Origin of the sequence: Aeromonas sobria (genome assembly GCF_050266975.1) — a bacterium.
Classification (GTDB): domain Bacteria; phylum Pseudomonadota; class Gammaproteobacteria; order Enterobacterales; family Aeromonadaceae; genus Aeromonas; species Aeromonas sobria_B.
In genome coordinates this window covers 67692-82701 of record NZ_JBKISU010000007.1, presented here as the reverse complement: position 1 = coordinate 82701, position 15010 = coordinate 67692, and the positions used below count along the sequence as shown (strand labels likewise).

The window sequence follows — 15010 nt, the reverse complement described above, 5'->3', positions numbered from 1 at the left end:
GGATTACCGCGCGCCAAAACCGGTCAGAATGGTGCGGATGGTCTTGAACACGATGAGCACATCCAGCCAGAGGGAGAAGTGCTTGATGTAGTAAAAATCGTGCTCGATCTTGATGCGGGTATCATCGGCATCGGCAGCATAACCGTGCACCACCTGCGCCCAACCGCTGATCCCGGGCCGCACGATATGACGGTACATATAAAAAGGAATCTCCCGTTCGAACTGATCGACGAAGGTGCGCTGCTCCGGCCTCGGTCCAATCAGACTCATGTCGCCCTTGAGGACGTTGAAGAACTGGGGCAGCTCGTCGATGCGCAGCTTGCGGATCACCTTGCCCACCCGGGTGACGCGCATGTCGCCATCCTGAGCAAACTGGGCGCCGGCTTTTTCCGAATCCTTGCACATGCTGCGAAACTTGTAGATGCAAAAATCCTTGTTGCCCTTGCCGACCCGATTTTGCAGGAACATCACGGGGCCCGGGCTCTCCAGCTTGATCAAGACTGCCGTCACCAGCATCAGCGGCGAGAACAGCGGGATGGCGATCAACGCAGCCAGTATGTCCATGCCCCGCTTGATGAAGGCATAGATTGGGGATGGCAACAGGGAGCCGAGCTGGTTTTCGTGCAGATGGTCGATCTTCACCCGACCGGTCAGAGTCTCGCTGATCTGCTTGATGTGATAGACGGGGATATGCGCCAGGGCGCAGCGCGCCAGGAAACGCTCCCACTCACCCGCCAGCTTCTCATCCCGAAGATCTGCCACCACGGCGTCATAACGCACGGCCCCGAGATCGGGTTTGTCCAGCAGACGCCACTGCACACACTCGTGCCGGGTCAGGGCCTGATAGTCCCCAAAGGGTAGCAAGGCGTATTTGGGGGTCCGGTAACGGCGGCCGATGAAGTAGGCGAGCCAGCAGCAAAGCAAGGCAACCAGATACGACTCAAACAATACCTGGCGGCTGTAAGGCAGCCGCAGGAAGAAGAGAACCCCCACCAAAGTACCGTAGAGCGTCGTGACAGTCGGGATCATATAGGCCACAGGACTCGCGCCCGGATAGCGCAGGAAGCGATGCAGCACAATCCCGGTCAGCAGAAACGCCACAAAGGCACCGCTCAGGGTATTGATCCGGACGGCATCGAGGTGATGCCAAAATTCCAGGCCCCATCGCTCAATGGCAGGCAGGCAAACCGCAAGCAAGGCCCCGAAGATGAACAAGGCAGGAGGGCTGAATAACACACGCTCATACCAGCGTGAGTGACGGCGTTGAAAGGACAAAGTTACCCCCAGAGATCGAAATAAAGGTCAAATAAATACATAACTTTCTAATTCTACTCGCGAATTCGTTTTTTCAACGCGATGACGACATAGCTGAGCCAATGATACAAACTATCTGGCAAACTTAACAACAACTTGTGCCGATAGATATGCCACTGCCATTTTGCTGCGGTCAATTTATTTGCAGATAATGAGTTTGAACTCAATCTATAACGAGCAACGATGTCTTGAACGCAGGCAGCCTTTTTTGCAACCTTCATTATTGCAAGCCACATCAGGTAATCTTCATGCCCACAGCGCTCTTGGTAAAATGTGCCAAGCAGTTCGCGGTTATATATTCCCGTCAGATTTCCGATCCGGTTGCTGTTCAGCATATCCTTGTAGCTGAATTCCATCGGACTGGTTCGCACTGCCACGGGGCGATCAATGTCATCAGAGAGAAAAGTAGAGTAATTGCCACACACCACAGCATACCCTTGCTCCAGCAAAGATATCTGTTTTTCCAGTTTGTTTGCTTCCCAGAGATCATCACTATCTAGAAAAGCAATATACTTGCCCTTGGCAGATTGAATGCCGACATTGCGGGCATTGGCTACACCACCATTATCCTTGAGCAGGATATATTCGATTCTATCATCATGGATATCTGCCACAACATTTGCTGTGTCATCTGTTGATGCATCATCAACAATATAGAGGCGCCAATCGCCAAATGATTGTGACAATACAGATTCAACACTATGCCTTATATATCTTGCCACATTATATGCGGGCATGATAATAGACACTGATTCAAATGGCATTTATATCAACCTCATCCACTGTTTGACAATGATCTCGGGTGAATAGCGTTCTGCTGCAGACAAGGCTGCGAGCTGCATGTTTCTTCGTTCATCATCCGAGTTCATTAAATAGACCAACTTGTCCTTGTATGCCTCCATGTCACCATCCAATACCAGGAATCCATCAACACCTTCGCTGATAATTTCTCTTGGCCCAGTCTTGCAATCAAATGCAACCGCTGGCAATCCAAAAGACTTCGATTCTATCAATACCAGAGGAAGGCCTTCATAATGGGAGGTCATCGCCAGAATGCTCGCATTGGCATACTCAATGTCAATGTTCTTGGCGGCGGGGAGCAAGGAAACTGTATCAGCAAGAGCATGATCATCGACAATCTTTTGCAACTTGCTGCGATCCTCTCCATCTCCGATGATACGCAGCTCCCACCCCTTCTTGTCGTCGATAGCAGCCCAGATATGCAATAAACGATCAAATGCTTTTTGATAGGTGAGACGACCAACCGCCAAGACGATTTTTTTCTTTTTATCCAGGCTATCTACTCCTTGCACCGGAAACGCACTGGCGTTGGAAATGACACTCACATTGGCTTTGACCTTTCCATCGAGAATGGATTGATCATGTTGTGTCAATAACACCAACTCATCGGCAAGATGATAGCTTAATCGTTTTAAAGCACGAATCCACGAAGGTGAGGTTTCATATGCAACGTGCTCGCTTAAAATTACCCTTCCTTTCAACCTAAATAGGGAATGCAGCAGTGATAACTTAAATGATAAACGCCCCATGGATACTGAAATAATCGTATCATCCTTATAACGTTTTAATTCCTCAACTAAATAAAACAAAGATGGTGACGTTAAAAAAATGCAGCGTACATCTACTGATAAAGAGTAATATGGTTGACCCTCTTTCCCATCTAAGGAAAGCAAGGTAATATGATAGCCTAATTTAGAAAGGCTATTGGAAATGAATGTCGCCACACGTTCAGTTCCTCCTGCCTTTGTTATATCCTGTATTACAATGACTACATTTTTATTCATTTAACACTCTATTTTTGATGGATTTACAGAAGAAATAGAACTTTCTTTTTCACAAGATTTTTTTTCACCTAGCAATAGATAACTAAAAAGAGAAAGCAAAATAAAATCTATAATTCCAAAAAAACCTATTGAATCAACAAAATACCTAGCGAACACAACCAAAACAAGTATGTTAACCATCAAATTACGAAAGAAGATTCGCTTATAAAGCATATACAAGTAAGTAATGAAAAGTATGATGAATGGGAAAACACCAAATCTTGAATGCATATTAATGAATGAGTTATGAGGATTTATTTTGAATGCTACTATTGTTTCACAACAAGACTTGAAATCAACCCCAAATAAAAAACCTTTCCAATCGGTCATAGACGAAATATATTCAGCCAACATTATGCTTCGCTCAGAATCTACTCCATGAGAAAAATTACTATTAGCAAAAAGACTTATCAATATATCTTGATAAAAATACACAATAATAATGCCTGCAAACACAATTGAGATTATATACACCTTATTTTTTTGTGCAACAGCAAGCAAAAACAAAAATATTGACAAAGCAATACCACTGCGACCGAATAAGAAGAAGCAACAGACTACTACCGTTGCAGGATAAATTAAATTAATATTTATCATTTCCTTTTTACAAGCAAACAAATAATAAGCTAAAAATATAACTAGATGTGCACTTATATAATTTCGGCTACCATCTAAAAGATTATTATACGCATCAGGATTATAGCCTATATGCAGAATGTGGTATATTGTCCAGCAAAGCGATAATGTAAGTAAAAATCTTGCAGCTTGATAAGAGAAATCAAACTCCCTAATTATATAGGAAATTTGAATTGCTAACGTGACATATATTACATATAAGAAGTAATTTTTATCATCTGACTCAACATGGTACAAGCCAAAAGCAATAACATACAGCAACATGAATAAATACATATACAATAAAATATTTCGTATTTTTATATCTCTAGAAAAGCACAACACAAAAGAAACACTAGAAAACAAAAAAGAAACCATTATAAAGATTGGGCTTCCAGTCAAAACCTTCAATAAAATAGAACCCAATGTCAATTGAATCATTAGTTTATGGAAATTTATCATTTTACCCCCCCATTTTAAATTTGAATATCAATTTACTTCGGATGGGAGGCAGATTCATTCAGCATCGAACTTGTATCCAATAGAATATTTCTAATATCATGATGCGAACTAAGATTTATTTGCACAGAACTATTAAATCCATAAACATTTATGTAATCATACTCATTTAATAAACTCAATATTTTACTTTCTGCTATTTCAAGCCCTTCAATACACTTGGCATATTCAAAGTGAAATTCTGTTTCTCTGGGATGAGGGATATAATAGCAATTTTCCCCCTTAACAAGGGCAGATAATTTTTTAATTAAACTTTTTTTATCTGAATTACTTAGTGACAGTTCATGAAATACCGGACCAAGCAATACATTTGCCACTGGCTTTTTATTTGTGATTGTAACGATATTATTCCGCGAAAAAAACTCGAATTCAACCTCCACTCTATTGGAAACAATGTTTTCTCGATTTTTATATATTGTGTAATGACAATTAATTGCCATTTTTGTTTTTTCCAAATCATAGCAACACCCAAGAAGCTTAAATAAGTTCTTTTTTAAGCAACTTCTTTGATCTACATAATAAGCAGAGTTTTCAATGAGATTTGCAGAGCCATCATCAAATGAGAAAAAATTTAAAAAATGAGAAAATGATAAAATACTATGGGTATAAACACTATCAACCGATGCGCTATATATATTTCTATACCTCCTCCCCTTAAAAACCCTTCTCATATCCAAAATATGATATGGAAATTTCTTGTTACTTATATAAAAGGTCGATTTACATGCCCTTTTTTTTAATAAGTCAAAATAAAAATTCATTTGATCAGTTTTTTTTGAAGAAAAATAAAATAACTCGAATTCATTAATAATTCCTTTATCAATCATGTTTTGAATCTGTAACACCTGAAAAGGTGTATTGCAAATAACTAAATCCATTTTACACCCTTTTATTTTTTAGCCATGGCATAGCCAAAACAGAATAAGAAAGCCACCAAGTCATCGCAAACTGCACCAACTTTGACAACACAAATGCCAATGCCGCACCAATTAAGCCATATCCATCTACCATCACGATCAACAGTAACAAATTTAACAAACCAGATGAGATAGTAATAACAGATAGTGCTCCTGTCTTTCTCACATAGAAAATATAGTTGGTCACCATCAAGTACATCCCACCAAATACTTGACCAAGGCAGAGCCAGCCGATAACGTCCCCTGCTGCACGGTACTCTTCACCTGCAATTAGAACTAACATCCAAGGTCCAATCAGGAAAGGTATAGGAGCAGCCAGTAGTAGCAATATAAAATAGAGATAGGTATACTTAACAACCTTACGTTTTTCGGCTAGTTTATTTCGCTTTAAAATATCAAACAGCCAAGGAACATAAGCTTTATTGATGGCATCAAATATAATATTCAATGCCATGCTCAACTGAACTGCAACCATATATATACCAGCTTGGCCAAGCCCTAACCTTTGATTGATAACAAAACGATCAACGGCGGAGAGAAGAAAAAAACCAAAAACATGGGGGATAAGTGGTATGCCAAACTGTAGTGCTTGTTTAATATAATCTAGGCGTAGGCAACGTAGATTAACTAATCTATCTTTAATCAGAAAATATATCGCAATGACCGCAGATATACCAGCCGCTATAACCTGGGCATCAACCCTTCCTTGAGCACCATAATGCAAGGTAACCACCAATAACAGTGATAGCCCCATATTAAATAGGCTATTGCTAATCTGCATTGCGCCAAATTTAAAAGCCTCACTCCGAACTTGCCACTGCCCTAAGCGCAGGTTTATTACAAAGCTTAAAACGCTAAACAATAAAGCACTGTAAATCCAATTGGAAGGAATAGACAAAAATTCAACAAAAAAATCAGAAAATAATGTGCACAAAATACATAGAGCTATACTTGAGCCTAGCAGTATTTGTAAACAAGCACCATTATATTTACTAAGTTCTTGTGGGCTGTTGTTATGATCATAAAATTTACGATTAGCGGCACCCACCGCATTTAAACCTACGAATGCAACCAAACCGGCGACTAAGGTTTGAAACATGGCTACTTGACCATACTCAGCAGGTGAAAGCAGCCGAGTCAATATTGGTAATAATAAAAATGGGATTAATGCATTGATAATATTTGAAATAAGATAAACTAAGGAGCTTTTAGCTAGAGACATATTTTATTGGGTGAAGCACAAGCTTCACCACCTTCTTAAATAAATTCAAATGATAACGGAGTTCCGCGTTTAATATCAACAATAGCCGTTTTACCAAGTACTTGCTCTAAATACTTCGGCGCCAAACCAAATCCGGGCCTAATGCTACGCACATTTTCATTACTTAATACATCCCCAGCTTTAATGTCTCGTATCGCATATAAAGATCGCCGAAATTTGACATTGCCTTTTTCAGCTTCGGTACGATTATAATTTACGCTACCTAATGCTGACCAGGCAGTTTTAGCATCTTTACATAACGCGGCTAGCTCATGAGGTTCGAGCGAGAAGCTATCATCAGCCCCTCCGCCATTTCTATCCATGGTGACATGCTTTTCGATTAAACAAGCCCCCAATGCTACCGCTGCCACAGCGGTGGCATTATCGATAGTGTGATCAGACAAGCCAGATAGCACATCAAAACGCTCAGCCATATCGGCAATGGTCCGCAGATTGTATTGATCCGCCGGAGCAGGGTAACCGCTAACACAGTGCAACACGACCAACTCTTGGCAACCATTGGACCGCGCAGTAGCAATCGCTTCGGTAATCTCTTCCTCATTGGCCATGCCGGTAGACATGATCATTGGCTTACCTGTTTGCGCCACACGTTTTATCAATGGCAAATCTATCAACTCAAAAGACGCTATCTTGTAGGCTGGTGCGTCAAGATCTTCCAACAAATCAACAGCAGTAAAGTCAAAAGGAGAACTGAAGATGGTGATCCCCAACTCTTTGGCTTTCTCAAACAACGGTTGATGCCACTCCCACGGCATTTGGGCCTCTTTGTAGAGTTGGTACAAATTTTTACCATCCCATAGCCCACCGTGAATTTGAAATTCCTCACTATCACATTCAAGAGTAATAGTGTCTGCGGTATATGTTTGGAGTTTTATTGCATCCGCGCCCGCTTTTTTCGCCTCTTCCATGATCGCAAAAGCACGATTGATATCGCCATTGTGGTTAGCGGAGAGTTCCGCAATAATATATGGTGGATAGCCAGGGCCAATCTTGCGGCCATTGATGGTAATAAATGGCTTGATTATTTTGTCCATAATGGTTCTCTTATAAATTTATCTGGCGCTACCTGCTGGTAGCCAGCGTTAGAAAAAAGGCGCTGCGATGCTATATTTTCGGTCAGTACAGTGGCATGAATCCTGATTCTTGGTAGGCATCTATCAAGTAATTTCAAACCTGTTAATCCAATACCCTGACCATGCTTGTTAGGAGCAACAAAAATTGAGATAAGATAATTGTCAGTATCTAGTTCATCTAGTCTAACTGCACCATAGGGTTCGCTATTTTCAGCATTAATTATCAAAAAGAAATAATCTTGCTGGCGCTGTATTTTTTTTTCCATCCAGCTTTTGTGCTCTACCCAACTAGGGGGATTGGGATTGAGAGCATAACGTCTGGTTACTGGATCAGATTGCCACTGATAAATCAGTAGAGTATCATCAATTGATACCGGTCTTAGCCTAAAACCTGATATTTCTGTATTAGCCATAATAGTATTAATGACTCGCTGCACCCCCTTGCCATCACACAACTCGAGATTATTATCTACGTATTTTTTATAATTATTTAACAAGTCATGCAGTGCAGGGATTAATCTACTTTCAATATCAGATTGTTGTACTAATAAAGCTGCTTGATGCGCCAACAATGCTTGGCAAATGGCCTGTTGGTTTGCTGCTATCGGAATTACTATATTTGGTAATCCCAGACAGGCTCGCTCCCAAGTGGTTGTCCCTGGAGCACCGATGGCCAGATCGTGCTCGCTCATCAAGATTGCCATATCTTGTATAAAATCGTGATGAACAACATTAACATGCTCATCGCACCACGTTTTAACTGCTTGATAGTGTGGTGCTCGAGGGCTTAACAGCACGGTAAATACAGCATTAAACTCACTTAACGCCATAAGTACCCTTAGCGTCACATTTGGCTCATCAATACCACCAAAGGAGAGTAAAACCCTAGGCTGACGACTAATAGGGGCTCGCAGTATCCCCTGATTTCTTATTTTTTCAAATTGTGAAGACAGCAATGCGTATGCAACTCCACTTAATACTACAGGCTGCTTTTCTGATATATTAAAACACTCAAAATAGACCTCTGGAGTGCGGTCAAGCGTTTGATCCAGAATAAAATCAGCATCATGGGGGCGCACCAAATCATCGATAGCCAAAAGTTTACAATTTAGCGACAGCCTTATTTCCCGTTCCCACTGAGCATTAATTCCATAATGATCAACTATCAGCCAGTCAGCGTATACCACACTTGCTAATACATCTGCAGCGTCTTGTTGCCATGGCACTTGCAACCAAGAAGAATAATCAGCACCATGCTCAGGTCTGATAGCAGTTGTCAGAGATGACAAGGCAAGCAGATTATGGTTACGCGCAGTAATCAAATCGAGCAAATCACCATCTTGCGGTCTACAAATAAATGTTACCTGATGACCTGCCGATTTTAAGCCATCGGCTAGCACTAGGCAGCGCATTACATGGCCGGAACCTATCCAACGTGATGCATCGGTGCGAATAAAAAACTTCATGGCTATTACCTTAGCGTAAATAGCTTCTCGGCACGCAGCCAATCATCCTGAGTATCAATATCTTGCACCCTGTGGCTAGGTAATAGAACTACCTGTGTATGCACGGCAAATATAGGTAATTTATTAAGCCAAGCATTAGCCTTTCCCCAATAAAATTGCCCCGCATCATGGTAGGCTTCCTCCAGATCTTGGGAACGAGTTAGTTGATACTCGGGATGAAACATACTCACCCAACCCGACTCATCAAGCTTGATAGCGCGTTGAATCGGAAACGAAAAGCGAGTAGCACTGAAGACAAACTGACATTCATTGTTGAACGTTAACAATTCTAATCCCTGGCATAAATCATCAGGCTCAACAAAAGGTGCTGTTGCATAGAGGCAGCATACGTTCTCCGGCATTTGTCCTTGCTGCTTTATTAACCAATTAATGGCATGGCTTATCACCTCACCAGTAGTGGCATAATCGTTAGCAATCTCTGCCGGGCGAATAAATGGCACTTCAGCACCATATTCGAGTGCAACAGCAGCAATTTCTGCATCATCGGTTGAAACAATTATACGTTCAAAACAACCTGCCTTCTTAGCAGCTAAGATAGACCATGCGATCATTGGCTTGCTATGAAATGGTTTGATATTTTTCCTAGGAATACGCTTACTGCCACCACGGGCAGGGATGATGGCAATATTCATTTATTTCCCTTCCAATATATCAGACAATACGCGTGCTACTTTATCTTGCTGCTCTTCTGTCATGCCGTGGAACATCGGCAAAGAAATAGCTTCACGATAATATTGCTCTGCCTCAGGAAAATCACCAGATTTGAATCCCAAGTCTTCGTAATAAGGCTGTGTATGTACAGGTATGTAATGAACATTCACCCCGATACCATTTTCACGTAACGCATCAAAAACCTCTCGGTGCGTTAATGAAATATTATTAAGTTGAAGACGAATAACGTAAAGATGCAATCCAGAATGGGTGTTTTCTAACTGAAATGGTAAGACTATCGGTAACCGCTTCAAAAGTCTGTTATAACGGTCAGCCAAGCGATGACGAGCAGCGATAAATTCATCAAGGCGTTGTATTTGAGTTATCCCTAATGCAGCTTGTAACTCGGTCATTCGGTAGTTAAAGCCCAAATCAATCTGTTGATAATACCAACCACCATGACTTTCGCCTTTCATCTGCCTTGTATCACGGGTGATACCATGGCTACGTAACAAGGCCATTTTATCAGCTAAATCTTTTTGGTTAGTTACCACTGCGCCACCTTCAGCAGTAGTGATAATTTTAACCGGATGGAAACTAAATACTGTAATGTCGCTGTATCGACAATTACCAATGGGTTCGTTTAAATAACTACCTCCGATAGCATGTGATGCATCCTCGATAACTTTAAAGCCATATTCAGTTGCCAGACGGGAAATCGCTACCATGTCGCAAGGTTGGCCACATAAATGAACAGGAACGACTATCTTGGGTAAGGTACCATTGGCTTTAGCTGCAATTAGCTTTTTCTCCAATTGCTTCGGACACAGATTATATGTATCTGGATCTATATCTACAAAATCGACTTTGGCGCCACAATACAAACCGCAATTAGCCGATGCAACAAAAGTAACTGGACTTGTCCATAAAACATCACCAGGACCAAGCCCCAAAGCCAAACAGGCAATGTGTAGTGCCGAAGTAGCACTATTTACAGCCAACGCATAAGCTGCGACAGTATGGGTTGTTAAATGTTTTTCAAATTCAGGGACTTTTGGTCCCTGAGTTAGAAAATCAGATTGTAACACCGCAACCACGCCATCAATATCTTGCTGAGTGATCTCTTGTTTACCGTATGGAATCACGTTTTATCTCACACTTCAAAGTTGGCATCTACATGAGTTTTTATCAATTCCCGCAGAGACTCCACGGTCTCCCACTCAGTGTTAGTACCTGAGTTATATTTGAAACCAAACGGTACTTTTACGGCATTATGATGCTTAATATAGTCTTCTTCTGTATGATTGAATGACACAGAAGGTAAAATTGCGTAATAGCGGCCCAAATCAATTGTGTTCAATGAATCGGTATCTGTAATCATTTCTTCATGCAGTTTTTCTCCTGGACGAATACCAACTACCTTCGTCTTGCATTCAGGAGATATTGCTGTTGCTATATCTAAAATACGATACGATGGGATTTTTGGCACAAAAATTTCACCACCGAGATGATGCTCCAGAGCATACATCACCATATTAACACCATCTTGCAGTGAAATATTAAAACGCGTCATTTCTTCATGGGTGATCGGCAACACACCTTCAGCACGTTTTTTCAAGAAAAATGGGATTACAGAACCCCGAGACCCCATTACATTTCCATAGCGAACTACACTGAATCTTATATTTCGCGAACCTTTGATATTATTTGCTGCTGTAAACAACTTGTCAGAAGTCAGCTTTGTCGCTCCATAAAGATTGATCGGCGCACAAGCTTTATCTGTTGACAACGCTACAACTTCTTTTACTCCACACTGCAAAGCAGCGTGGATAACATTTTCAGCACCATCGACGTTAGTGCGAATGCACTCTGTCGGGTTATATTCAGCTGTATCTACTTGTTTAATAGCTGCAGCATGAATAATGACATCGATTCCTTCGCACGCCTGAACCATTCGACTACGATCACGTACATCGCCAATGAAAAAGCGCAGTTGTGGATAATCTTTTTGCGGATAATTTAAACGTAATTCAGATTGCTTTAGTTCATCTCGAGAAAAAATGACAATACGCTTAACTTTGGGGTAGCGCTCAAGGATAGTTTTTATAAATTGTTTACCAAATGATCCCGTACCACCTGTGATTAATACTGTTTTATTATTCAGCATAACAATTCCTATATGTTCTCTCAAATTAAACAAGTTATCACTGCATTAGTGATTCCAATACTAAACTTATCAAAAATCAGTATTGCCTATTGGGATTAAAATGTCTTTGGATAATTGCAATGAATATTATCAATATTCATTGCGTTAGTTTTACAAACACCGCGGGCTATCTAAATACCATTGTACTGTTTTATACAATCCTGACTCAAAACTTTCCTGCGGCAGCCATTTCAATTCAGTGGCTATTTTTCCCGCATCGATAGCGTAACGACGGTCATGGCCGGGCCTGTCAGCCACATGGGTGATTAGATCCCGATAACTTTTCACCTTTCCCCCCGGCTCTTCTCCCTCAAGGGGACATGGGGACAAGGGCACCAATTCGTCCAGCAGATCACAGATGGTCTGCACCACCTCCAGATTGCGCTTCTCATTGTGGCCCCCGATGTTATAGGTCTCTCCTACCCGCCCCTTGATCAGCACCAGCAACAGCGCTCTGACATGATCCTCCACATAGAGCCAGTCACGGATCTGATCTCCCTGGCCATAAAGAGGGATCGGCTTGCCCGCCAGGGCGTGGGCGACCGTTTGTGGAATCAGTTTCTCCGCATGTTGCCAGGGCCCGTAGTTGTTCGAGCAGTTGGTCACCAGTACGGGCAGCCCGTATGTTCGGTGCCAGGCGCGCACCAGATGGTCGCTCGATGCCTTGGAAGCAGAATAGGGACTGCTCGGCGCATACGAGGTGTTTTCGGTAAAGAACGGCAGAGGAGCGCCGGGAGTCAATTCATCCGGGTGAGGCAGGTCCCCATATACCTCATCGGTGGAGACATGATGGAAGCGAAATGCTGCCTTGCGTGCCTCATCCAGCCCATTCCAGTAAGTGCGGGCCGCTTCCAGCAGCATATAGGTTCCCACGATATTGGTCTGGATAAAATCGGCAGGGCCGGTGATGGAGCGATCAACGTGGCTCTCTGCGGCCAGATGCATCACGGCATCGGGTTGATATGCTGCAAAGATGCGGGCCATGGTGCCACCATCACAGATATTGGCATGCTCAAAGTGGTAACGGGGGGAATCGCTACATTCAGCCAAGGCTGCTGGATTGGCGGCATAGGTCAATGCGTCGACATTGACCACTGTATCTTGCGTTTGCCTGATGAGATGACGCACAAGCGCCGAACCAATAAAGCCGCAACCACCAGTGACTAATATCTTCATAAATGCGTTATTGACCTACTGATCAAAATCAAGAATTGCATGTGGAAAAATGATATTTATTATCAATAAACTCAGCCTGAATATGCCCCGGCTCAACATAGCTGGCTCTCGAATGCCATAGCTACCGCCCCTGAGTTACAGCCCCCAGCTTGCTGCTTTTGACCGGATTGTGTGCGTGCAAGGATCATGGTGTTGACCTCAGGTGACGCTTAGCACTGCAGGAATTCGCATCGGGAACTCAGAGATGAGCAGATGCGCTCTGGGCTCTGGGCTCTGGGCTCTCCATGAAAAACACTCATGGACAGTCGTTAAAACAGCCTCGGATTCTATCACTTCCCTCCCGCCAAGAGATACCGAAAAGCAAATTGCCAGGGCCCGTTTGGTCGATTAACCCTCAACTAATAAGGTGTCATTAGAATCTAGCTTTATCCTCGACCGATGTATTGCCTCTACTCAGCCAGGAAGGCTCCTTCCTTTGGAACCGGCTAACGAAAAGAGGCAGCCATCGGGTGATGGCTACCTCTTAATATCAAGTTAACCAATAGATTACATCTGATCGATCATGTCCTGAGCGAACTGGGAACAGGAGCGCAGGGTGGCGCCTTCCATCAGTCGCTCGAAGTCATAGGTGACCGTCTTGTTGGCGATGGCACGCTCCATCCCCTTCACGACCAGATCTGCCGCCTCGGTCCAGCCCAGGTGACGCAGCATCATCTCGGCGGAGAGGATCAGCGACCCCGGGTTGACCTTGTCCTGGCCGGCATATTTCGGTGCGGTGCCGTGGGTGGCTTCGAACAGGGCAACGCCGTCGCCGATGTTGGCGCCAGGGGCGATGCCGATACCGCCGACCTGAGCGGCCAGGGCGTCGGAGATGTAGTCGCCGTTCAAGTTCATACAGGCGATGACGTCATACTCGGCCGGACGCAGCAGGATCTGTTGCAGGAAGGCATCGGCGATGACGTCCTTGACGACGATGGTCTTGCCGGTTTTCGGGTTCTTGAAGGAGCACCAGGGGCCACCGTCGATGAGCTGGGCATCGTACTCGTTCTGGGCCAGGGCATAGCCCCAATCCTTGAAGGCACCTTCGGTGAACTTCATGATGTTGCCCTTGTGCACCAGGGTCACGGAGTCGCGGTCGTTGTCGATGGCGTACTCGATGGCGGCGCGCACCAGACGCTCGGTACCCGCCTTGGACATGGGCTTGATGCCGATGCCGCAGGACTCGGGGAAGCGGATCTTCTTCACGCCCATCTCGTTTTGCAGGAAGGCGATCACCTTCTTGGCTTCCTCGCTGTCCGCCTTCCACTCGATGCCGGCGTAGATGTCTTCGGCGTTCTCGCGGAAGATCACCATGTCGGTCAGCTCGGGAGATTTGACCGGGCTGGGAGTGCCCTGGTAGTAGCGCACCGGGCGCAGGCAGACGTAGAGATCCAGCTCCTGGCGCAGAGCCACGTTGAGGGAGCGGATACCGCCGCCGACCGGGGTGGTCAGCGGGCCCTTGATGGCCACACAGTATTCACGGATGAAATCCAGGGTCTCGGCCGGCAGCCAGGCGCCTTCACCATAGACATGGGTGGACTTCTCACCCGTGTAGATCTCCATCCAGGCGATCGAACGCTCGCCTTTGTAAGCCTTCTCGACCGCAGCGTTGACCACGTTCAGCATGGCCGGGGTCACGTCAACGCCGATACCATCCCCTTCGATAAACGGAATGATGGGGTTGTTCGGCACGTTCAGCTTGCCATCGGCTGCAACGGTGATTTTCTGACCCTGGGTCGGGATTACTACTTTGCTTTCCATCGGCATCTCCTAACTTCCGTTTGTTATCAATCTGATCATTTCGCGCGGCCATCTTAGCCCATCCCTTTACATAATCAAATGGCGAGC

Annotated in this window: 14 protein-coding genes; 1 reads left to right on the top strand and 13 read right to left on the bottom strand. The window is 44.0% G+C overall.

The genetic code is table 11. The features are described from left to right. Window positions 1-3 precede the first annotated feature (3 nt). Complete coding sequence (locus ACLHZ1_RS05830) at window positions 4-1029, bottom strand: sugar transferase (RefSeq protein ID WP_427261324.1); 1026 nt, start codon at window positions 1027-1029, stop codon at window positions 4-6. A 39-nt stretch (window positions 1030-1068) separates the two neighbouring features. On the opposite strand from ACLHZ1_RS05830, the gene ACLHZ1_RS05825 reads away from it, so the two are divergent. After that, a complete protein-coding gene (locus ACLHZ1_RS05825; RefSeq protein WP_225315731.1) occupies window positions 1069-1233 on the top strand; it encodes a hypothetical protein in 165 nt (54 codons plus the stop codon). 95 nt (window positions 1234-1328) lie between these two features. On the opposite strand, the gene ACLHZ1_RS05820 is transcribed toward ACLHZ1_RS05825, so the two are convergent. From ACLHZ1_RS05820 to icd, 12 genes are all read right to left on the bottom strand, one after another. Continuing rightward, window positions 1329-2078, bottom strand: coding sequence for a glycosyltransferase family 2 protein (locus tag ACLHZ1_RS05820; RefSeq protein WP_427261323.1), 750 nt, complete (start codon window positions 2076-2078; stop codon window positions 1329-1331). Continuing rightward, entirely contained in the window at window positions 2079-3119 is a 1041-nt protein-coding gene (locus ACLHZ1_RS05815) for a glycosyltransferase family 4 protein (protein WP_427261322.1), read from the bottom strand. Further along, window positions 3120-4058 (bottom strand): hypothetical protein, encoded by a 939-nt coding sequence (locus ACLHZ1_RS05810; protein ID WP_427261321.1) that lies wholly within the window; start codon window positions 4056-4058, stop codon window positions 3120-3122. A 209-nt stretch (window positions 4059-4267) separates the two neighbouring features. After that, window positions 4268-5170, bottom strand: coding sequence for a glycosyltransferase family 52 (locus ACLHZ1_RS05805; RefSeq protein ID WP_427261320.1), 903 nt, complete (start codon window positions 5168-5170; stop codon window positions 4268-4270). 1 nt (window position 5171) lies between these two features. Further along, entirely contained in the window at window positions 5172-6431 is a 1260-nt protein-coding gene (locus ACLHZ1_RS05800) for a lipopolysaccharide biosynthesis protein (protein ID WP_427261319.1), read from the bottom strand. 35 nt (window positions 6432-6466) lie between these two features. Then, the gene (gene pseI / locus ACLHZ1_RS05795) at window positions 6467-7501 is read right to left on the bottom strand and encodes a pseudaminic acid synthase (protein ID WP_427261372.1); all 1035 of its coding nucleotides are present in this window, start codon (window positions 7499-7501) and stop codon (window positions 6467-6469) included. 11 nt (window positions 7502-7512) lie between these two features. Beyond that, window positions 7513-9030, bottom strand: coding sequence for a UDP-2,4-diacetamido-2,4,6-trideoxy-beta-L-altropyranose hydrolase (pseG, locus tag ACLHZ1_RS05790; protein WP_427261318.1), 1518 nt, complete (start codon window positions 9028-9030; stop codon window positions 7513-7515). A 5-nt stretch (window positions 9031-9035) separates the two neighbouring features. After that, entirely contained in the window at window positions 9036-9722 is a 687-nt protein-coding gene (pseF, locus tag ACLHZ1_RS05785; protein WP_427261317.1) for a pseudaminic acid cytidylyltransferase, read from the bottom strand. After that, window positions 9723-10886: a UDP-4-amino-4,6-dideoxy-N-acetyl-beta-L-altrosamine transaminase gene (gene pseC, locus ACLHZ1_RS05780; RefSeq protein ID WP_427261316.1), complete on the bottom strand. Its 1164-nt coding sequence runs from the start codon at window positions 10884-10886 to the stop codon at window positions 9723-9725. A gap of 8 nt (window positions 10887-10894) precedes the next feature. Beyond that, the gene (gene pseB, locus ACLHZ1_RS05775) at window positions 10895-11908 is read right to left on the bottom strand and encodes a UDP-N-acetylglucosamine 4,6-dehydratase (inverting) (protein ID WP_427261315.1); all 1014 of its coding nucleotides are present in this window, start codon (window positions 11906-11908) and stop codon (window positions 10895-10897) included. 150 nt (window positions 11909-12058) lie between these two features. Continuing rightward, complete coding sequence (gene rfbB, locus ACLHZ1_RS05770) at window positions 12059-13123, bottom strand: dTDP-glucose 4,6-dehydratase (protein ID WP_427261314.1); 1065 nt, start codon at window positions 13121-13123, stop codon at window positions 12059-12061. Window positions 13124-13669: 546 nt separating this feature from the next. Continuing rightward, window positions 13670-14923: an NADP-dependent isocitrate dehydrogenase gene (gene icd / locus ACLHZ1_RS05765; RefSeq protein ID WP_427261313.1), complete on the bottom strand. Its 1254-nt coding sequence runs from the start codon at window positions 14921-14923 to the stop codon at window positions 13670-13672. Window positions 14924-15010: the final 87 nt, after the last annotated feature.